The organism is Paraburkholderia panacisoli, from assembly GCF_008369935.1.
Lineage (GTDB): Bacteria > Pseudomonadota > Gammaproteobacteria > Burkholderiales > Burkholderiaceae > Paraburkholderia > Paraburkholderia panacisoli.
Window position 1 is genome coordinate 171,180 of sequence record NZ_VTUZ01000007.1, and the last position, 19,476, is coordinate 190,655.

Below are 19,476 nucleotides of genomic sequence, written 5' to 3' on the forward strand. Positions count from 1 at the left end.
GCGGTAGTGCAACAAAAACAATTTCGTCCCTTTCCTTCAAAGTTGTCCCCTGTCAGTGCGGTGGTGTTGTTGCTCTTCACCAGTGCCGGAGCGTGGGGTGCCACCTCCGATTCGGGTGCTTCCACCCAACTGGCCGAAGTCGAATTCAGCGACCAGTTTATTCAGCAGCCAAGCGGCGCGCGCGTCGACATCAGCCGATTCAATAAGGGCAACGTGGCGCTGCCTGGCGACTACCGGGTCGATCTGTACGTCAACGGCGCCTGGCTTGGCCGCTCGATGGTGCCGGTGCGCCAGGTCGGCACCGACCGCAGCGACGTGCAGGCGTGCTTCGATCGCGCGCTGCTGGAGCGCGTCGGCGTGGACCTGATGAAGTTGCCGGCTGAGACGGCCGCGCGTGTGGAGAAAGATACCGATGGCTGCTTGACGCTGCCGTCGCTGGTCCCGGACGCTACCGCGACATTCGACAACGGCGAACTGCGGCTCGATGTGACCGTGCCCCAGATGGCGCTCGCCCGCACGGCGCGCGGTTATGTCGACCCGCGTTACTGGGACGAGGGCGTGCCCGCCGCCATCCTGCAATACAACGCCAACGCTTACCATTCCGATTCGTACGGGGCAAGTTCCACCCAGAGCTATGTGGGACTGAATGCCGGCATCAACATCGGACCCTGGCGCTTTCGCCATAACGGCAGCCTGACCTCAGGTAACCAGACCGGCACCCATTATCAGAGCGTGCAGACCAACCTGCAGCGTTCGATTGCGCCGCTCAAGAGTCAGCTGATCATCGGCGATGCGTTCACCAGTGGCTCCGTGTTCGACAGCATCGGCTTCCGGGGCGTGCAGCTCTCCAGCGACGATCGCATGTACCCGGAGTCGCAGCGCGGCTACGCACCGGTCATCCGCGGCATCGCCAACAGCAACGCACGCGTGCAGGTTCGCCAGAACGGCAACCTCCTCTATGAAACGACTGTGGCACCCGGGGCTTTCGAGATCAACGATCTCTACCCCACTGGCTACGGTGGCGACCTCACCGTGGTGGTCACCGAGGCCGACGGCAGTGTCCGTACCTCCACGGTGCCGTATGCGGCTGCGGTGAACTCGCTGCGCCCCGGCATTACGCGCTTTGATGTAACAGTCGGTCAGTACCGCAATCCGACGGTGAGCATCCATCCGGTGCTGTTCCAGGGCACGGTCCAGCATGGTTTCACCAATCTGATCACAGGCTATGGCGGCTTCGTAGCAACAGAGGGCTACATGGCCGCGCAGGTGGGCGCCGCACTGAATACGGATTTTGGCGCCTTTGGCCTCGACATCACACAGGCTGCCACGCACCTGGACAAGCAGCCCGACCGCAACGGCCAGAGTCTTCGCCTGAGCTACAGCAAGCTGGTCGAGCCTACCAACACCAACCTGGCCGTGGCGGCTTACCGCTACTCGAGCCGCGGTTACCTGGGGCTCGCTGACGCCATGGCGTTGCGCGATCTCGATCAGCGCAACACGGGCTTTGCGGCTAACGGCATCCAGCGCGGTCGCCTGCAGATCACGGTGAACCAGAACCTGCCCGCGGGCTATGGCTCGTTTTACCTGACCGGTTCCACCCAGAACTACTGGGATCGCAGCGGTACGGACACGCAACTGCAGGCTGGCTACAACAACAGCTACAAGCAGCTGAACTACAGCCTGGCGCTCTCGCGTCAGATGGACGTTAGTAAGCACAAGTGGGACAACCGTGTGATGCTGACCGTCGGTATTCCGCTTGGCACGGGTGCGCACGCGCCGTACTCGACCACCTCCCTGCAGGGCGACGGGAACTCGGGTACCGTCGTGCAGCAAGCCGTGTCAGGCACGCTCGGCGTAGATAGCGCCTTTGCATATGGTCTGAACGCGGCTCACAGCAGCGGTGGCGACACGAGCAGCAGCACCACGGCGGGCGCCAACGTCTCCTACACTTCGTCGGTTGCCACGTTGACCGGCAATACCAGCAAGAGCAGCAGCTACACGCAGGCCGGCGTTGGTGTGAGCGGCGGCATCGTTGCGTATTCGGGCGGAGTTGCCTTCACGCCACTGATGGGCGACACGCTGGCGATCGTGGAAGCCCGGGATGCGGCCGGCGCGCGCGTGACCAACAACAGCGGCCTGCGCGTCGACCCGTGGGGTCACGCCATCGTGTCGACCCTGACCCCGTTCGCGAGCAACCAGATCGAGATCGATCCCAAGGGTTTGCCGATCAATGTGGAATTGAAGTCAACCCAGCAGTCGGTCGCGCCGACCGCAGGCGCTGTGGTGCGGCTCAAGTTCGACACGGAAAACACCGGGCGCGCCGCGATCCTGGGCATCAGGACTGCCGACGGCAAACCGGTGCCGTTCGGCGCGCAGTTGACCACCGAGCAAGGCCAGAACATCGGCACCGTCGCCCAGGCAGGGCGAGGCATTGCGCATGGCCTGAAGAGCGACACCGGCCGCTTGCTGGTGAACTGGGGCGACAGCGCAGACGAGCGTTGCTGGGTCGATTACTCGTTGCCGAAGGTGGACATGAAAACCCGCGCTTCGTACAGCGTGGCCGATGTCGTATGTAAATAGTCGGGCGCGCCGAGATTGATTTCAGCCGGTATATGCTGATTTGTGTTTCATGGAATGAATATCCAGTCTGGCATTTATCAATGATATTTGAAGAATGATTTATATCAGATCTGGAGAAAGATATGACCGCAAGCCATTTTGATCTTGTGTGCAGGCCGATAATTAACTGGAATGTCTCAATACGAAACTACCGCGGGCATGAAGACCTGTTCGCCTGCCGTCGGAAAATTCCGGGACGACTCGCTCTGGAATAGGTCGGTACAACGTCACCCAGCGATTTCGCCTGGCCACAACTTATCGCGTAGGACTGGTTTATGAAAAAACTAATTCAGATATTTTTAGGCATTTTAATTGCCGCCTGTTCATCTGGCGTCCACGCACAGTGCTCCCCCTCTGGCCAGATAGGGATTCAGGTTTTTGCGCCGACCCCTCCAGCTATTAACCCCGGCAATTCACAGCCTGGCACGGTTCTGTTTTCTACTGTTGTAAACAACAGCACCGCGGGCATCACTTCAATTATCGCATGCGGTCAACTCACGGTCTCCTACACTGGCACTTTGGGGCCGTATAACACCGAAAGCACGGCGATCCCAGGTATCGGCGCGCGTTTTTCATGGTCGGGCGGCCCATACGGCTTGGGGACAGGCTATCTTCCCCAGACTACGACGTCTGCGCCGTATGGGAGTGCGGGGAGTCCAGCCAATTTCAAATGGAGCACGGGGACGATAACCCTTGAGTTGGTCCAGACCGGCCCGCTGCAGCCGGGAAACTATTCGTTAGGCACCAATTCGATAAAACTAACCTCCGGGCAATCCTCGACCTTCGCTCAAATGTCCGTTCTTGCTAGTGGCACTACTACCGCTCTCCCAATCGTGGTCGTACAGCATCCGACCTGCAGGGTGTCCACTCCTTCGATCCAGGTGCCTTTAGGCAGCGTCCCGCTCAAGAGCTTCTCCGGCGTGGGGAGTACATCGCCGGTCCAGCCTTCGTTCAACATCTCCCTGTCTTGCACAGGCGGTGATACGGGAGTCATGACGAGCGTCTATACCACGTTGACCGACCAGACCAATCCTACCAATCAGTCGAACACGCTGTCATTGAGCACCAGCTCGACTGCAAGCGGGATCGGTATCCAGGTTCTGAACGGTAATACCGTCATCAGCTACGGGCCGGACTCATCCGTAGTCGGGAACCCTAACCAGTGGTTAGCGGGCAGCACCGGAAACGGGACTTTCAATATTCCGTTGACGGCGCGCTATGTGCAGACCGCTCCTACCGTGAAACCCGGAACGGCGAACGGGATAGCCACGTTCACAATGAGCTATCAATAACATGTGCGCCTATCTTGCCATGCGGCACTGCCGGCAGGCGTGAGGCTTTGTTCGGATGGGTCCGAGTTTCCCCAAGGTGGCATGCCGCAACTATCCATATTTGATGGAAACCGGCCTGCCGAATGAATTCCACCGGTTGATGATGTTGGCGATAACCACGCCTTCGCGTTGATGCGACGCAATCAGCGTTCAACACGACCCGACCCGCTTGATGCGATGAAAATTGCGGTCGAAATAGATCAGGCCGTCGCCATCCGCACGCACGCTGATGCGCGTGGTCTTCACGAACATCACCGAGTGCGAGCCGACTTCCTTCAGATCGACGATCTCGCCTTGCAGGCTCGCGAGCGCATCGCGCAGCACCGGCACGCCGTGCGTGCCGTCGTCCCAGATCGGCCAGCCGAAGCGCTCTTCCATCGGCACCTGGGTCATCCCCGCGAAGTGCCGCGCGAGCAGTTCGTGCTCGCCTGGCAGGACGTTGACGCAAACGTGGCGGTTGCTCTCGAAGGTGGAGTGCATCGCGCTCGAACGGTTCAGGCAGACGAGCAGTGTCGGTGGCGTGTCGGTGACGGAGCACACGGCGCTCGCGGTGACGCCGCAGCGCCCGTGCGGGCCGGCGGTCGTGACGACGTTGACGGCCGCGCACAGATGCGCCATCGCCTGGCGGAACTGCTGTTTGGCGTTCAGGTGGGCGTCGTGCCCGGAAGCGGGGGACTGGGTCGGCATCGTGGTCATCGTCTGGATTCCTTTTTGGCGCGGCGTCGTGGGTGCTGATCTGGATTCAAGCGTAATCAATCCCCGTACGGAAAAAAATCCGCGTGAGCGGCGCATAGGTGAGCGTCTTTCCCAACGTATCTAAAGTTTTCCCCAATACTCCACGCGCTCTCAGTGCCCAAGTGCACATTTGAACTGCGAGCGTATGAGCGCGACGTAAGCAGCGCTTCAGGGTAACTAGCACTTTGCACGGCTTTTTTCGCTGGATATGATGGTTCGCGCAACACGTTTCAAACCGCACCGATACGAACCGCTCCCGCTCCTTCCATGCCCCACGCGCAGCAATCCGCTTCCATTCCCGCACCCATTGTCTATATCGTCGACGACGACAGCGGCATGCGCACGTCGCTCGCGTGGCTGCTCGAATCGGTTGGCGTGAAGTCGGCGGGCTTCGCGAATGCGAGCGAGTTTCTCGATGCGTTCGACGTGGCCATTCCGGCCGCGCTGGTGCTCGACGTACGGATGCCGGAGCAAAGCGGCTTCGACGTGCAGGCGGAATTGAACCGGCGCGGCGCAACCTTGCCGATCATTTTCGTCAGCGGCCACGGCGACATTCCGATGTCCGTGCGCGCTTTGCAGAACGGCGCGATCGACTTCGTCGAGAAGCCGTATAACTCGCAGCAGATGCTCGATCGGGTGCAGCGTGCGTTGAAGCTCGCCGCGCAACGGCATGTCGCCGGTCAGAAGCGGCGCGAGTTGCGCAAGCGGATCGGGTCGCTGACCGCGCGCGAAACGGAAGTGCTGCGTGGGGTGATCGACGGCAAAGGCAGCAAGCGCATTGCGAGCGATCTGTCGATCAGCGTGAAGACTGTCGACGTGCATCGCGCGAGCATCAAGGACAAGCTCGGCGCCGCGTCGATCGCGATGCTGGTGCGCGAGGTGATGGCGGTGTGGGAAGAAGACGAGACACCTCGTTGATGCGCGCTGGTGGCGCAGGTGCGATGAACGCATCCGGGCGCACCAAGTGCGCCCGAATGCCTCGACTATCGGCAACCCGCAGCCCCGTCACCGCATGAACAACCCGCCATTCACATCCCAACACGCGCCGTTCGCGAAGTAGGCATTCTCCGCGGCGAGCATCACGGCGACATCGGCGACATAATCCGCCGAGCCCAGCCGCCCCGCGGGAATGTTCGCGATCACCGTCTTGAGCTTCTCGGGCGCGACGCTCTCATGCACGATCGGCAAATCCATCGGCCCTGGCGAGATGGCGTTGACGGTGACGCCAGCCGCGCCGAGATCGCGCGCGAACACCTTGGTGAGCGTGATCACGCCGCCCTTGGCGGCCGCGTAGTGCGCGCCGGTGGCCGAGCCGCCGTTCTGCCCCGCCAGCGAAGCGATATTGACGATGCGGCCCGCGCCCGCGTCGGCGAAATGCTGGCCGAACACCTGGCAGCCGAACAGCACGCTGCGCAGATTGACGTTGATGACCTGATCGAATTGTTCGCCGGTGATCTCCATCACCGGCACGACCTTCGATGCGCCCGCGTTGTTGACCAGCGCGTCCACGCGGCCCCAGTGCTGCAGGATCGCGTCGCGCGCCGTTTCGAACGAGGCTTTCGCGGTGACGTCGAGATTCAGCGCGAATGCGCTGGAACCGTCGGCGCTCAGATCGCGCGCGAGCGCTTGCGCGGCATCGAACGCGATGTCGCCGATCGCGACCGCATAGCCCGCCGCGTGAAAGCGCGCGGCGATTGCTGCGCCCAGACCACGCGCCGCGCCGGTGACGAGTACGACTCTTTTCTGCATGACTGCCACTCCGTGTGAATGCACAAAACGCGACTCTGATATGAGCGGCCGCGTAAATGACCTATGCCTGGTCGAGCTTGCTCAAGCCGCAAGTGCTGCTTCGAAGCGCGCCGCGATCGCGCACACCTGCTCGTCCTGACCCTTGCGTCCGACGATCTGCAAGCCCGCCTTCAGAGGCGAGCCCTCGATCGGCAACGGCAAGCTCAACGCAGGATGGCCGCTCAGATTGAACGGCCGGATCAGCGACGACATCGCGATCACCGACGTGCCGCCACGCGCTTCGTCGAGCGTGATCGGCAATGCGGGCAGTGTCGGCAGGATCAGCACATCGACGTTTTCGAGCGCGCGGTCGACGTCCGCCGTGAACTGGTTGCGTACCTGTTGCGCCGCATCGAGTTGTGCAGTGGTGGTTTTCGCCGCGGCGCGCAGCCGCGCGTCGAGATCGGCGCCGAGCTTGCCGGTTGCCACCAGATGACCGAATGCGCGCGAGGTCTCTACGTTGATGACCGCTAGGCCCGCATCGAAAGCAGCAGCGAGTCCCGCGAGTTGCGTCGCGTGCGCGGCGCAGTCGGCCACGCGGGCCGCGCGCTCGACGGCTGCGCGGATCTCCGGCGTCGCGTCGGCCTGCACGATGCCGACCTTGCATGCCCCCTGCCAAGCGCGCGCGGCTTGCGCGTCGAAGTCCACCGTGATCGCCTCCATCGCGGCCACCAGCATGGACATCTCGCGCGCAAACGGCCCGACGCAATCGAGCGAGGATTCCCGCGGCGCCACGCCGCGCCGCGACACGCGTCCGAACGTCGGCTTCAAACCGAGCACGCCGCAGCAGGCGGCGGGGCCGCGAATCGAGCCGCCGGTGTCGGTGCCGAGCGCGGCGTCGGCGAGTTTCAGGCCGACCGCCGCCGCCGAGCCGCTCGACGAGCCGCCCGGAATGCGCGCGGCGTCCTGCGGGTTTTGCGGCGTGCCGGTGTAGTCGTTGATGCCGGTCATGCCGAACGCGAGTTCATGCATATTCGCTTTGCCGACGATGCGCCAGCCGAGCGCAAGCAGACGTTCGACGACTTCGGCGTGCTGCTGCGCGGGCGGCGCGTCCGCCAACGCGCGGCTCGCGGCGGTGGTCGCGTAGCCGGCGATATCGATCGTGTCCTTGATCGCGATGGTCGGTCCGGATCCGCCTATCGACAGGGTCTGGATAAACTCGTTCATGGGTTCGTTTTCCTTGCATTGACTTGCCACGGCGCGTCGAACAGGCGCTCGGTGCGAAAGTGCGTGATGAGCCAGTCACGGCCATTGCCGGCCGGCGCGAAATCCACTTCGAGACGCGCCGAGATCAGTTCCGCTGGCGCGTCGACATAGCCCGAAGCTTGCAGCATGATCCAGCGGCCCTTCGCAGTCGCGCCGCGCACGTCGATCGTCTCCGATGTGAGGAAGTGCGTATTCACCGTGAAATGCGGCGACGGCGGCAGGTAGCGCGTGAGCATCGCGAGGATCGCCGCGTGACCCTTCAGGTATCCGAACTTGTTCGCGTACTGCGGGCCGATGCCTTCCCACACGGCGTCGGCGCTGAAGAGGGCGGCGAGCGTCTCACCTTCCAGCGCGCCGCTCGGCACGTCGCACAGCGCCATATAGCGCGCGATCGTGCGGCGCACCGCGGATTCGGCTTCGAGCGCGGCCAGGCGCTCGGTCAACAGGCGCAGTGTGTCGGGGTTCACACTCATCGCATCATGCTCCGAAACATTCGCATTCACGCTCACGCCGCGCTCGTATGTTGCGGCGGCACTTGCAACGCGCGGCCAACGCGCGCTTCGATCTTGCCGTAGCGCCACAGGTTGTATTCGCCGACCGGCGTCGTGCGATACAGATTGCACACGGCAACCGCCGTGTCGAAGTCGCGCACGTCGGCCATGATGTAAAAGGTCCACGGCGAGTTGTCCGCATTGCCGACGGTGAGACGGTCGTCGTCCATGATGCCGAGCACCTTGACGCCTTCCATCGCTTCGACTGCGGCCAGCATCTTGCCGTAGGCCTGCCAGACTTCACCGATCCGCTCGCGCGGCAGGTCAAAGAAATTCTGCGTGACCCCGCAGCAGAACAGAACGCGTAAAGGCAGTGCCGAGGTTTCGGTGGTGGTGGACGCAGTGGTCATGGGGTGAATCTCCTTGAAATCGTGTGAACGGAAAGAGGGCGCTAAATGATCCGAATGGCTCGGGCGGCTTGCAGGTCACTCACGGATCACTCGCCAATCGCTTAAAGGTAGCCGGGAATCGGCGGCACGCCGACGAACACCGCGCCGGCGCCGTCGTAATTGCCCTCGCCGAGAAACGCGTGCTGCGTCACGACCATCGAGTCGCGCAACAGGCGCTGCAACGGATGCGAGCGATAGATCGCCATCGTGCCGCCGAGCCGGTACGCGCGCTGCACAACCTCGGCGCCTTCGCGGGCGATCTGCGTGGCGGCCAGCCGCAGCAGGCTGACCTGATCGGCAGTGACGGGATTGCCGGCCAGGATCGACTGCCACACCTGGTCGGTGCTGTCGTAGAAGAACGCGCGGGCCGAGCGCAACTGCGCTTCGGCTTTCGCGAGTTCGATCCGGTAGTACGCGCGATCGGCGAGCTGCGGCGCACCGGTCGTGGTCTTGCGGCCACCCGCCATCTGGTTGGCGACATCGAGCGCGGCGCGCGCGAGGCCGAGGTTGACCACGGCGAGCACTTGCGCCGCGTATGCGATAGTCGGGTAGCGATACAGGGGTTCGTCGACGCACGGTTCGCCGCCACGCACGAAGGTCCACGCATCGGCGACGAACTGGTCGCTCACGCGCAGATCGTGACTACCGGTGCCTTGCATGCCGACCACGTCCCAGTTCTCGACGATCTCCACCTGATGCGGGCGAAACACCGCCGTGCGCGGTTTGCCGGGCGCGCCCGCACCGTTTGCGCCGTTCGCGCCCTGGGTGCCGATCCCCACACCCAGCCAGTCCGCTCCCTTGCAGCCGCTCGCGAATTTCCACGTGCCGTTCACACGCCAGCCCCCGTCCGCAGGCTGTGCCGTCTGCACCGGGAAGAGGCCGCCCGCGAACACCTGGTCGGGGCCGCCGGCGTAGATCTCGGCCTGGGTCTGCAGCGGCAGCGCGGCCAGGTAGACATTGGCCGAGCCGAAGCTCGCGACCCACGCGGCCGAGCCATCCACCATCGCAATCCGTTCGATCATGTCGAGGAACGCTGTCGGCGCGAGCGCATCGCCGCCAAAACGCTGCGGCGTCGCCGCGCGATAGACGCCCGCGCGTTTGAACTTCGCGATCACGTCGCGCGGCACATGCGAAAGACGGTCGAACTCGTCGCGGCGCGCGGCGATTTCGGCGATCACGTCGGAGAGCGGCAAGCGGGCGTGCGTCGACGCGTCCGGTTGGTCGAAGGCAACGGCGGCGGCTCTTGCGGACATGGGGGCTTCTCCTTGATTCGTTATCGGCTGAAACACGACGCACGCTCGCCATGAAGTTGACGCGCCGTGCACGGTGAGACCAGTCTAGAAATGCAAAAAGAACGCTTCAATTGGGATGCGGGGCGCCTGTTTAGGTAACCCACCGGGGGCGCCTAAAGAAATCTTCAGATACGGATCACGCGCGCAGGTGTTATGTTCTGGCCCATACCTGATCGAACCCGTATGCCGTTCCCTGCGATGAATTTCCCTGCCGAAGCCGATTTCCACCGCCTGCTCGACGCGCTCACGCTGTGCGTGCTGCTGCACGACGCCGAGACCAAGGCGATCGTGTGGGCCAATCGCGCGGCGTGTGACGCGCTCGGCTTCACGCTCGACGAACTGCTGCCGCTGAAGGCGAAGGACATGACGCGCCCGGTGCCGAAGTACCGGCGCGAGATCGGTGTCGGCGCAATGGACCGGTCGATTACCGAGGGGCCGCAGGTCTACGAGTGGTGCTACCGGTCGCGCAGCGGCGCCGATATGTTGTCCGAAGCGATCGCCACCTATGTGCCGCTTGCCGGGCGGCCCGTTGTGATGGTGCAGTTCCGCGACATCAGCGCGGAAGACTCGCTCAAGCAGACCTTGCGGCGCTACGAATCGCGGCTGCGCGAATTCATGCAGGACCTCGGCGAAGGCGTCGCGGTGCTGACGCCCGCCGGTGAAGTGGAGTTCGTCAGCGAGTCCGGCCGGCGCGTGCTGGGCCTGGAGGAAGGTGCGCCGATGGGCGACGTGCTCGACTATTGCAGCGAACCGGACCGCAAGCGCCTGCTCGCGCAACTCGCCGCCGCGCCGCGCATCCAGCCTTCGGCACCGCAACGCTATCGCATCACGCGGCGCGACGGCACGCCGCGCTGGCTGCGCATCACCTGCCGCAGGATCGAGATCGAGGACGATCTCAATGGCCGTCTGCTGCACTTTCGCGACGTGACCGACGAGGTGGCCGTCGAAGAGGCGCGCCGCAACGAGGCGCGTCTGCTCGAATATGCGGGGCGCTACAACGCGATGGGCGAAATGGCGACCGCAATCGCACACGAGTTGAGCCAGCCGCTCGCGGCGGTACGCAACTTCATCGAAGGTGCGATCCGCCGGCTCGCCCAACCCGGCTCGCTCGACGACGCCGTGTGGGGCCTGCGCAGCGCCGATCGGCAGGCGGAGCACGCGGCGCTCATCATCAAGAGCGTGCGCGATTACATCGTCAAGCGCGAGCCGAGCGAGACGCATGCGGATTTGCGCGAGGTACTCGCAGACGCCGCTTACTTCATCGAATTGCGTGCGCGCGAAGCGGGCGTGACGGTCACGATCGAGCAGGCGAGCGAGCCGCTGCCGGTGTATGTCGAGCGCGTGCTGATCGGCCAGGTGGTGCTGAATCTCGCGTTCAATGCGATCGATGCGCTGGGGGAAGGCACGCATCATGCGGGCACCCAGGCGGACGACAATCCGGCGCAGCCACGGCGCCGCGAATTGCGCCTCGTCACCTGCCTGCGCGGCAAGCACGCCATCGCCCAGGTGATCGACAACGGACCCGGCGTGCCCGCCGATGCGCATGACCGGATGTTCGACGGGTTCTCGTCCTCGAAAGCCGGCGGCAACGGCATCGGCCTGTCGCTGTGCAAGAACATCGTCACGCGGCATGGCGGCGAGATCTGGGCAAGGCCGGCGCGGCACGGCGGCCTCGAATGCAGCTTCTCGCTGCCGCTCGCGGACTGAACGCGGCTCAATCATGTGTGGCGTGCGTGTTCCTCGGAATGGTCAAGAGGGTCAGCGCGGTAATCAGCCCGAAGCCGATCAGCATCAACGCGACCGGCCACGGCTCGCGCACCTTCGCATACAACGCGGTGGCGACCAGCGGCGCGAGTCCGCCGGAAAAGACCGACGCGATTTCATGGCCGAGCGCCATGCCCGAGTAGCGGACTTCGGTGGGAAACAGTTCGCCCATCAACGCGGGTTGCGTGCCGATCATCGCAGCGTGGCAGAACGGCAAGCCCAGCGCGAGCGATAGAAACACGTACAGCGGCTGATGCGTGTCGATCAGCCAGAAGGCCGGAAACGCGACCACCACGAGTCCGAGCGCGCCGATCATATACACGGGGCGCCGGCCGATCACATCCGAGAGCCGACCCCACAGCACGATCGTCACGAGTTCGAGCAGCATCGCGATCATCACGCCGCCGAGCATCACCGAAACCGGCACGCCGACCGTCTTGCCGTACACCAGCACGAACGACAGAAAGATATACGTGCCGCCGTTTTCCGCGACGCGCAGCCCCATCGCCTGCAACACCTGTTTCGGATGATTGCGCAGCACCGTCAGCACCGGCATGTGCTTCGGTTTGGCGGCCGCGAAATCGCGGCTCTCGGGCAAGCGCCGGCGAATATAGACGCCGACGCCGAAGATCAGCACGCTCGCGAGAAACGGCACGCGCCAGCCCCATGACATGAAGCTCTCGGTGGGCAGGCGCTGCACCAGATAAAACGCCGCCGCCGACAACACGAAGCCGCCCGCCACGCCCAACTGGCTGAACGACGAGTAGTACCCGCGACGATTGGCCGGCGCGCTCTCGCTGATCAGCAGCACGCCGCCGCCCCATTCGCCGCCGGACGCGATGCCTTGCACGACGCGCAGGCACACCAGCGCGGCGGGCGCAAGAAAGCCCACTTGCGAGAAGGTCGGCAAGAGGCCGATGCCGAACGTCGCCACGCCCATCATCATCAGCGTGATGACGAGCGCGCGTTTGCGGCCGTGCCGGTCGCCGATGTGGCCGAACACGACGCCGCCCAGCGGCCGCGCGAGAAAGCCGATCGCGAAGCCCGCGAACGCGGCGAGAGTGCCGAGCAACGGATCGCCATGCAGCGGGAAAAACAGCGGCCCGAAGATCAGCGCGGCGGCCGTGCCGTACAGGAAGAAGTCGTACCATTCGAGCGCGTTGCCGAGCACGGAGGCGACGATGATGCGCCGCAAGGTCCGTGAGGTAGCCGGCATCGCGGGGGCGGGGGGCGACCCGGCCGTAGGGGAAAGCGTGTCGTTTTGCATCGTCGTGCTCTCTGGTTTCGCGATGGGTGAGGGCATCGCGGGTATCGTGGGTGCAAGCTCGGCGCGCTAGCGCCCGAGTGACTGCGCGGTCTGGCCGCCAATGCCGAAGTCCGTGTTCGGAATGTCCTTGATCATCACGCGGGCGGCCTCCAGCGGCGTGTCGAGCACGCGAGCGCCGGTCTCGCTGAGCGCGGCGATCAGCGCGGTCTTTTGCGCGGGCGTGCGGCCCGCGATCAGGATCGCGACGATGTTCAGCAATGTGGCGCGCCGCAATCCACGGGCTGGGTCGCCCGCATCGCTCATTGCGCTGACTCCGCCCACGCCGAAATCATGTGGCGGCAATTCGCTCAGCAGTATCCGCACCGATTCGGCCGGCGCACCGATCGAGTCGACCGTGGCCTGCGTGAGGCCCGCAATCAGTTGCGCCTTGCGCACCGGCGCGTGACCGGCCGGCAGATAGACTTCTAGTGTGGGCATCGTTTCGCCTCGCTCGCGGGTTCGGACATCACGGTTCGAGGATCACAGCAGGAAGCCGATCGCACTGAGCGCGTCGGTCGAATCGATCAGGCGGATCACCTTCTGCACGATGCGCGGCTCGCCGCTCGCGAAGCCGATGCGATGCGTCAGGTCCGCCGCGAACAAAGTCGCCTTGCCGCGTTTGTACGCGACGATCACCTGCGCGGAGTTCACCGTGACCTCGTCGCTCGCATCGCTCGTCAGCGTGAAGCGCGAGACCGTGCGCACGGTGCGCGCGGCGTCGCTCGCCGACGACGAATAGCCGGACGTCATGCGTTGCACGCGTTTTTCGCGCATGTCCTGATCGTCGTACGCGTAGTTCAGCGTGGCGGCGAAGTCGGTGGCGTCGGGCTCGATCGGCACCACGTAGAAGCCCGCCGGGTCCCACAGCGACAGCCACTCGCGATAGTCCTTGCGGTCCAGCAGTTCGGCTTCGCGCCAGATGAGTTCGATCGCGTCGGCAAAGATCTTCTGCGAGAACAGGGTGTTGCGGTCGTCCATCATGCTTGCTCCATCATCGTGCGCCATTGCGCGTACGCTTCACGCATGCCGGTTTCGTCGGTGGCGTGCGCGGTCTTCTCGCCGTTCGGTGCGGTGCTCTCGCGATTCAGGCCGCGGTTCACGAGGATCGGCAGATCGGGGCCGGCATGCGAGCCGCGCTGCACGCGTTCCCACGCTTCGGCATCGTCGGGGCTGCCGAAACCGAACGGGCCCTGGAAATGCTCGTGAATGCGCAGACGCACGCGGTTCGCTTCCTCGGGGCCGCCGTCCATCGCGAGCGCGACGTGGCGGATTTCGGTCTCGTTCGCGGAAATGGGCCGCAGCACGCGGAAAAACGCCATCGACAACGCGAGGTTCGGGAACAGGTTCAGATTGAAGCCGACGCCCATCAGCGAGCGCACGATGCGGCGCACTTCGTCCGGCGCGTGATCTTTGGCGAGCGAGGCGGCCAGCGCCTCGAAGCGTTCGGGAATCGGCGCGCCGTCGTCGCGGTCCAGATCGACGAGTTCCGGCACCAGCACCGCGAGGCTATGTCCGTTGCCCAGAGAGCGGCAGAACGCGTCTTCGCTGGTCATGAAGCTGGTGATCGCGGCGGCGGTTTCGTCGTCGATCGATTTCATCCACGATTTGTGCACCACGGGGAAGTGATACAGGTCGGTGGTGTTTTCCAGCTGGATCTTCCAGTTGCCGTTGAAACGGAAGCGATGTTCGCCGTTGGCCTTGATCGGATAGCCCGCGCCTTGCTTCATGAACAGATCGATCCACGGCTTCGCGCCGCCAAGGAAATCTTCGAGCGGCTCGATCTCCTGATTGAAGCTCGCGAAGATCAGCCCTTGATAGATGCCCACGCGCAGACTCGCCAGCGGCAGTTCGGTCTTGTCGATCACCCCTTCATAGCCGTCGCCGTACGGCAGCGCGCGCAGCGCGCCGTCGAGGCCGTAAGTCCAGCTGTGATACGGGCAGGTGAAGCCTTTCGCATTGCCCTTGTGCTGTTCGCACACGGTCGCGCCACGATGACGGCAGCGGTTTTGCAGCACGTTGACCGCGCCGCTCTTGTCGCGCACCACGATCACCGGCTGGCGGCCGATCGTGGTGGTGCGGAAGTCGCCGGGATTCGGCAGTTCGCTTTCGTGCGCGACCCAGATCCACGTCTTGTAGAAAATGCGTTCGAGTTCGGCTTCGAAAACCGCCGGATCGTAGTACAGCGACGGGGCGACGCGGTCGGACTGCGCGCGCTGATACAACGCGCTCGTATCGACGGTCTGATATGAGGATTCGCTCATGACGGTATAAGTGGGGTGGTCGATGGAACAAAGTCTCGCCGACCGTCTGATATGCGTCAAATTGATCTAAAATAAAAACTAAAATCAACCCCATGGATATCTCGATGACCTCGCTGGATCACGTCGACCTCAACCTGCTGCGCGTTTTTCAGGCGATCGTCGAAGAGCGCAGCCTCACGCGGGCCGGCCAGCGGCTTGCGCTATCGCAGCCGGCCATCAGTTATTCGCTGGGGCGTTTGCGCACGCTGTTCGACGACCCGCTGTTCATCCGCACGCGCGTCGGCATGCAGCCCACGCCGATCGCGCTGGAGCTGTCGGGAATCGTGTCGCGTGCGCTCGACACGGTGCGCGAGGCGCTGCGCTACGCGGAGCATTTCGATCCGGCGGTGAGCACGCGCACGTTCCGGCTGTCGCTGTCGGACGCGGGCGAGCTGGCCTATCTGCCGCCCATCTGCGAGGCCTTGCACCGGCAGGCGCCGCGCGTGAAATTGCGCATCGAGCCGTTGCCGGTCGAGGAAATCGAAGACGCGTTGCGCGCGAGCCGGCTCGATTTCGCGATCGGCAATCTGCCGACGCTGACCGCTCGCACGCGGCATCAGGCGCTGTTCGAGGAGACGTATGTGTGCATGACCCGTAAACGGCGCGGCTTGCCGCGTACGAAGGAGCTGGGTCTGAAGGCGTTTCTGGATGCGTCGCACGTGCAGATCACGTCGGTCGAGCACAGCCATCACGCGCTCGACGACGAATTCCGCGCGCAAGGCGTGGGGCGTCATATCGCGCTGGAACTACCGCATTTCGTCGCGTTGCCGAGCGTGCTGGCCGTCACCGATCTGTTCGCGACACTGCCGCGCCGCCTCGCGCACATTTTCAATCGCGACGGCGGCTTTCATATCTATGAGTTGCCGGTGAACTTGCCGATCGCGGCGGTGACGATGCACTGGCACGAGCATTTCGACCAGGACGAAGGCAACGTCTGGCTGCGCAACCTGATGGCGGACATCGTGCGGCGCTTCGACGAGCATTGAGCCGCAAGCGGCGTCACGCACGCTTGAAGAGCTGGCGCGCGAGCGAACACATCAGCGTGGTGGCGGGCGATTCGTCCTGCAAACGGCGGCTCATGATGATCGGCGACGCAATGTTGGCCGCCGGAATCGGCCGGTACGTGACGCCGTGCGCGCGCAAGCCTTCCACGCTTTCCGGCACGAGGCACACGCCCACTTGCGCGGCCACCAGGCCCAGCGCGGTCTGCAACTCTCTCACTTCGTGGATCGCCTTCGGCTCCAGTGCATGATCGTGCAGCGCGGAGAGCTGCTGGTCGGCGTAGCTCGGGCGCGGGGTGCTCGGATAGACGATCAGCGTTTCCTGCGCCAGCGCGGCTAGCGTGAGCGGCTTCTTCTGGCGCGCGAGCGGATGGTCCTGCGGCAGTGCGGCGATCATCCGCTCCTCGACGAGCACTTCGCGCGCCAGTTGCGCGTCGTCGAAGCGCAGGCGGCCGAAGCCGACATCGATCCGGCCGCCTTTGAGCGCGCCCAGTTGTTCGATCGTGAACATTTCGATCAGCGACAGTTCGATATGCGGCGCGGCTTCGCGAAACGCGCGGATCACGGCGGGCAGCGCGCCGTACAGCGTGGACGGCACGAAGCCGATCACGATGCGCTCGGCCAGTTGCGCGAGCCGGCGCGTGAGCGGCGCGAGTTCATCGGCCTCGTCGATCAGGCGCTTCGCCTGCGCGTAGAAAATGCGGCCGGCTTCGGTCAGCCGCAGCGGACGCGAGCCGCGTTCGAACAGCGGCAGGCCGATGCTTTCCTCGATCTGCTGAATCTGCCGGCTCAGCGGCGGCTGTGTCATGTGCAGGCGATTGGCGGCCCGCGTGATGTTCATCTCTTCGGCGACCGCGATGAAGTAGCGGAGTTGGCGAAGTTCCATGCATGCCCCTGAGGTGTAAAGGTTCTTATTGGTTTTGGACGTTGCCGTCCGATCGCCGATGAGCGCCGTCGGCATGCGGTGGCTTCATGCGTTCCCTCGCTCATCATCGGGCCGCGTGCGCGAACGGCTCATGACTGCTGTGGGCCAGCACCGCGCTCGTCCACGACGACGCCCGATTCTCTCAGGTAGTCGTCGACAGCGCTTCCTATCGTGGGATGAAAGCTCCTGTCGCCAATGATGTCCATTAGCTCGAAGCGTATGAGCTTGTCACGCACCGGGTCCTTCATTTCGGCGAAGTGCAGGCGGATGCCGCGCTCGTCCAGGATTCGGCTCAGTTCCCTCAGCATGTCGGCGGAAGTCACGTCGACGCTGGTCACGGGCTCGGCCGCCACAACGACTCTTCGGACGGGCGTCGGGTACTCGGCGACAGCTTCCAGAAGACGATCCTGAAACAGCTCGGCGTTCGCAAAGAAGAGCGGGGCGTCCCAGCGAAACAGCAGCAGCCCCGGAATTCTCCAGGCATGTGGATAGCGCTGCACGTCATGATAGCCGCGCAAACCTTCCACATGACCCAGAATCGCGTAATGAGGCCGCCAGCCGTCCCAGAGAAATTCGATGACCGCGATCACCACTGCGAGACAGATGCCCGGAATCGCACCGAATACCGCGACACCCACGAAGCACGCGATCGAGAGCCAGAACTCCCACTGCTGGATGCGGTAAATACGCTTGAGGTCGGCGAATTCGAACAGGCCGAGCGCTGCGGCGATCACAACCGCGGCCAGCGCACTGGTGGGCAGATCGCGCAGCAGATTCGGCGCGGCGATCAGAAGCGTCGCGACCGCCAGCGCGCCCACCACGCCTGTCAACTGCGTGCGCGCGCCCGCTGCTTCGGCGACCGGCGTGCGTGACGCGCTGCTGCTGATCGGAAAGCCCTGAAAAAACCCTGCCGCGAGGTTCGCGACGCCGAGGCTCACCATTTCCTGATTCGGATCGACGCGATGGCGCAAACGCGCCGCGAAGGTGCGCGACAGCACACTGGTGTCCGCGAAAGAGATCAGCGCCACCGCGCAGCCGCCGAGCACGATCCTGATCAGATCGGCGCCGCTTGCCCACGGCAGCACGAAAGCCGGCAGACCTTGGGGAATCGTGCCGAGCACGCTCACGCCGAGCTTGTCGAGATTGAACACGGCGACGCACAGCGTCGCCAGCACGACGGCGATCAGCACGCCAGGCACTTTCTCGAAGCGCTTGAGCAACAGTATCAGCGCGAGACATGCCGCGCCGATCGCGAGGCTGTACCCATTGAATTGCCCGGCGGCGATGGCGCCAGCGACGCTCAGGATGGTGTTCATCGGGCCTTTTGCTTCGCTGGAGACGCCGAAGACCCGGGGTAGCTGACTGATCAGAACGGTGATGGCGATACCGTTCATGTAGCCGTAGCGAATCGGTTTGGACAGCAGTTCGGTGATGAAGCCTAAATGCAGTAGCCCCATGACGATGCAGAAGAGTCCCGAGACGACCGCCATCATGCTCGCCACAGCGATCGCGCGCGCTGGATCGCCCGCGGCAATCGATACGATGACGGCGAGGATCGGCGCGGCCAGCGCGGAGTCCGGACCCAATACGAGAAGCCGGCTGGGACCGAAGACGGCGTAGGCAAGCAGCGGGACGATCGTCGCGTAGAGGCCATACACGCCGGGGACGCCGGAGGCCTCAGCATAGGCGATGCCGACCGGCACCAGCATCGTGGTCAACACGAGGCCGGCCGCGATGTCCTTCGGCAGCCAGGCGGCCTGATACTCCCTGAGCATTTGCAGACCCGGCAGCCAGCGCAGCCATCGTTGCGCGTGGCTCGCGGGATGCGCGTCGTGCGAAGTTGACCTGTCGGGTTGCATGAGTCGGCTATTTGCGTCGGATCGCGGTCACGCGGGAGAGAAGATGCACATTGTCCAACAGGAAGAATAGTGCAGACCCTGGCTAAGACAATAGGCGGTGACATAAGCCGCGAGTGGTTGCCCCTTCTGAACCTCACCGACTCCGCACGTGATGAGGGTCGCGAGCAATCCGGCTACGCCCGGCATCGGCGACGTGTTGAAGCATCGCGCTCATGCACGTCAGCATCGAGATGACCGCCGTGCTGCTTGCCGTCGATGAAACGGTGCTGACTCGATGGCGCGGCGAAGGTGGGGCAGTCAAGGATGTCAGTCCTGACATGCAGCGTGATATCGCGTGCTATGCTTGATTACGCATCGGCGCTCCATGCAGCAGAAGCCTGTCCGGGTCGACAACGGAGTCAATGCCGTGT

Annotated in this window: 18 protein-coding genes; 6 read left to right on the forward strand and 12 right to left on the reverse strand. The window is 63.9% G+C overall.

Annotation, left to right across the window (positions count from 1 at the left end):
* Window positions 1-6 precede the first annotated feature (6 nt).
* On the forward strand, window positions 7-2,580 hold the full coding sequence (locus tag FVF58_RS13060; protein WP_149670311.1) for a fimbria/pilus outer membrane usher protein: 2,574 nt from the start codon (window positions 7-9) through the stop codon (window positions 2,578-2,580).
* Between the two features lie 314 nt (window positions 2,581-2,894).
* Window positions 2,895-3,911 (forward strand): fimbrial protein, encoded by a 1,017-nt coding sequence (locus tag FVF58_RS52665; protein ID WP_149670312.1) that lies wholly within the window; start codon window positions 2,895-2,897, stop codon window positions 3,909-3,911.
* A gap of 189 nt (window positions 3,912-4,100) precedes the next feature.
* Here FVF58_RS52665 and hpaC read toward each other — a convergent pair whose 3' ends face one another.
* Window positions 4,101-4,637 carry a 4-hydroxyphenylacetate 3-monooxygenase, reductase component gene (gene hpaC / locus FVF58_RS13070; protein ID WP_149670451.1) on the reverse strand — a complete coding sequence of 179 codons (537 nt, stop codon included), beginning with the start codon at window positions 4,635-4,637 and terminating at the stop codon, window positions 4,101-4,103.
* A gap of 315 nt (window positions 4,638-4,952) precedes the next feature.
* Between hpaC and FVF58_RS13075 the strand changes: the two genes are divergently transcribed.
* A complete protein-coding gene (locus tag FVF58_RS13075; RefSeq protein WP_149670313.1) occupies window positions 4,953-5,603 on the forward strand; it encodes a response regulator transcription factor in 651 nt (216 codons plus the stop codon).
* An 87-nt stretch (window positions 5,604-5,690) separates the two neighbouring features.
* On the opposite strand, the gene FVF58_RS13080 is transcribed toward FVF58_RS13075, so the two are convergent.
* From FVF58_RS13080 to FVF58_RS13100, 5 genes are all read right to left on the reverse strand, one after another.
* The gene (locus tag FVF58_RS13080; protein WP_149670314.1) at window positions 5,691-6,434 is read right to left on the reverse strand and encodes an SDR family NAD(P)-dependent oxidoreductase; all 744 of its coding nucleotides are present in this window, start codon (window positions 6,432-6,434) and stop codon (window positions 5,691-5,693) included.
* An 81-nt stretch (window positions 6,435-6,515) separates the two neighbouring features.
* Window positions 6,516-7,640, reverse strand: a complete 1,125-nt coding sequence (locus tag FVF58_RS13085; protein ID WP_149670315.1) for an amidase — start codon at window positions 7,638-7,640, stop codon at window positions 6,516-6,518.
* Entirely contained in the window at window positions 7,637-8,152 is a 516-nt protein-coding gene (locus FVF58_RS13090; RefSeq protein WP_149670316.1) for a nuclear transport factor 2 family protein, read from the reverse strand. Before FVF58_RS13090 ends, FVF58_RS13085 begins: the two co-directional genes overlap by 4 nt.
* Before the next feature lie 32 nt (window positions 8,153-8,184).
* Window positions 8,185-8,580 carry a hypothetical protein gene (locus FVF58_RS13095; RefSeq protein ID WP_149670317.1) on the reverse strand — a complete coding sequence of 132 codons (396 nt, stop codon included), beginning with the start codon at window positions 8,578-8,580 and terminating at the stop codon, window positions 8,185-8,187.
* A 101-nt stretch (window positions 8,581-8,681) separates the two neighbouring features.
* On the reverse strand, window positions 8,682-9,872 hold the full coding sequence (locus tag FVF58_RS13100) for an acyl-CoA dehydrogenase family protein (protein ID WP_149670318.1): 1,191 nt from the start codon (window positions 9,870-9,872) through the stop codon (window positions 8,682-8,684).
* A 237-nt stretch (window positions 9,873-10,109) separates the two neighbouring features.
* Here FVF58_RS13100 and FVF58_RS13105 point away from each other — a divergent pair, with 237 nt between their 5' ends.
* On the forward strand, window positions 10,110-11,618 hold the full coding sequence (locus tag FVF58_RS13105; RefSeq protein ID WP_149670452.1) for a PAS domain-containing sensor histidine kinase: 1,509 nt from the start codon (window positions 10,110-10,112) through the stop codon (window positions 11,616-11,618).
* A gap of 7 nt (window positions 11,619-11,625) precedes the next feature.
* On the opposite strand, the gene FVF58_RS13110 is transcribed toward FVF58_RS13105, so the two are convergent.
* From FVF58_RS13110 to FVF58_RS13125, 4 genes are all read right to left on the reverse strand, one after another.
* A complete protein-coding gene (locus tag FVF58_RS13110; RefSeq protein WP_149670453.1) occupies window positions 11,626-12,942 on the reverse strand; it encodes an MFS transporter in 1,317 nt (438 codons plus the stop codon).
* Between the two features lie 66 nt (window positions 12,943-13,008).
* Window positions 13,009-13,419 (reverse strand): tautomerase family protein, encoded by a 411-nt coding sequence (locus tag FVF58_RS13115; protein WP_149670319.1) that lies wholly within the window; start codon window positions 13,417-13,419, stop codon window positions 13,009-13,011.
* 42 nt (window positions 13,420-13,461) lie between these two features.
* Window positions 13,462-13,962: an aromatic-ring-hydroxylating dioxygenase subunit beta gene (locus FVF58_RS13120; protein ID WP_149670320.1), complete on the reverse strand. Its 501-nt coding sequence runs from the start codon at window positions 13,960-13,962 to the stop codon at window positions 13,462-13,464.
* The gene (locus FVF58_RS13125) at window positions 13,959-15,242 is read right to left on the reverse strand and encodes an aromatic ring-hydroxylating oxygenase subunit alpha (protein WP_149670321.1); all 1,284 of its coding nucleotides are present in this window, start codon (window positions 15,240-15,242) and stop codon (window positions 13,959-13,961) included. The genes FVF58_RS13120 and FVF58_RS13125 overlap by 4 nt, the downstream gene beginning before the upstream one ends.
* 104 nt (window positions 15,243-15,346) lie before the next feature.
* Here FVF58_RS13125 and FVF58_RS13130 point away from each other — a divergent pair, with 104 nt between their 5' ends.
* Complete coding sequence (locus FVF58_RS13130) at window positions 15,347-16,267, forward strand: LysR family transcriptional regulator (RefSeq protein ID WP_149670322.1); 921 nt, start codon at window positions 15,347-15,349, stop codon at window positions 16,265-16,267.
* Window positions 16,268-16,280: 13 nt separating this feature from the next.
* Here the strand turns inward: FVF58_RS13130 and FVF58_RS13135 are convergent, their stop codons facing one another.
* Both FVF58_RS13135 and FVF58_RS13140 read right to left on the reverse strand, forming a co-directional pair.
* Window positions 16,281-17,168 (reverse strand): LysR family transcriptional regulator, encoded by an 888-nt coding sequence (locus FVF58_RS13135; RefSeq protein WP_149670323.1) that lies wholly within the window; start codon window positions 17,166-17,168, stop codon window positions 16,281-16,283.
* A 128-nt stretch (window positions 17,169-17,296) separates the two neighbouring features.
* A complete protein-coding gene (locus FVF58_RS13140) occupies window positions 17,297-19,066 on the reverse strand; it encodes a SulP family inorganic anion transporter (protein ID WP_149670324.1) in 1,770 nt (589 codons plus the stop codon).
* Between the two features lie 212 nt (window positions 19,067-19,278).
* Between FVF58_RS13140 and FVF58_RS54155 the strand changes: the two genes are divergently transcribed.
* Window positions 19,279-19,413, forward strand: a complete 135-nt coding sequence (locus FVF58_RS54155; protein ID WP_281291192.1) for a hypothetical protein — start codon at window positions 19,279-19,281, stop codon at window positions 19,411-19,413.
* The last annotated feature ends 63 nt before the right edge of the window (window positions 19,414-19,476 follow it).

Coding starts and splice junctions, on each gene's coding strand:
- FVF58_RS52665 (WP_149670312.1), top strand. CDS start 2,895: ATGAAAAAACTAATTCAGATATTTTTAGGCATTTTAATTGCCGCCTGT.
- hpaC (WP_149670451.1), bottom strand. CDS start 4,637: ATGCCGACCCAGTCCCCCGCTTCCGGGCACGACGCCCACCTGAACGCC.
- FVF58_RS13075 (WP_149670313.1), top strand. CDS start 4,953: ATGCCCCACGCGCAGCAATCCGCTTCCATTCCCGCACCCATTGTCTAT.
- FVF58_RS13080 (WP_149670314.1), bottom strand. CDS start 6,434: ATGCAGAAAAGAGTCGTACTCGTCACCGGCGCGGCGCGTGGTCTGGGC.
- FVF58_RS13085 (WP_149670315.1), bottom strand. CDS start 7,640: ATGAACGAGTTTATCCAGACCCTGTCGATAGGCGGATCCGGACCGACC.
- FVF58_RS13090 (WP_149670316.1), bottom strand. CDS start 8,152: ATGAGTGTGAACCCCGACACACTGCGCCTGTTGACCGAGCGCCTGGCC.
- FVF58_RS13095 (WP_149670317.1), bottom strand. CDS start 8,580: ATGACCACTGCGTCCACCACCACCGAAACCTCGGCACTGCCTTTACGC.
- FVF58_RS13100 (WP_149670318.1), bottom strand. CDS start 9,872: ATGTCCGCAAGAGCCGCCGCCGTTGCCTTCGACCAACCGGACGCGTCG.
- FVF58_RS13105 (WP_149670452.1), top strand. CDS start 10,110: ATGAATTTCCCTGCCGAAGCCGATTTCCACCGCCTGCTCGACGCGCTC.
- FVF58_RS13110 (WP_149670453.1), bottom strand. CDS start 12,942: ATGCAAAACGACACGCTTTCCCCTACGGCCGGGTCGCCCCCCGCCCCC.
- FVF58_RS13115 (WP_149670319.1), bottom strand. CDS start 13,419: ATGCCCACACTAGAAGTCTATCTGCCGGCCGGTCACGCGCCGGTGCGC.
- FVF58_RS13120 (WP_149670320.1), bottom strand. CDS start 13,962: ATGATGGACGACCGCAACACCCTGTTCTCGCAGAAGATCTTTGCCGAC.
- FVF58_RS13125 (WP_149670321.1), bottom strand. CDS start 15,242: ATGAGCGAATCCTCATATCAGACCGTCGATACGAGCGCGTTGTATCAG.
- FVF58_RS13130 (WP_149670322.1), top strand. CDS start 15,347: ATGACCTCGCTGGATCACGTCGACCTCAACCTGCTGCGCGTTTTTCAG.
- FVF58_RS13135 (WP_149670323.1), bottom strand. CDS start 17,168: ATGGAACTTCGCCAACTCCGCTACTTCATCGCGGTCGCCGAAGAGATG.
- FVF58_RS13140 (WP_149670324.1), bottom strand. CDS start 19,066: ATGCAACCCGACAGGTCAACTTCGCACGACGCGCATCCCGCGAGCCAC.
- FVF58_RS54155 (WP_281291192.1), top strand. CDS start 19,279: ATGCACGTCAGCATCGAGATGACCGCCGTGCTGCTTGCCGTCGATGAA.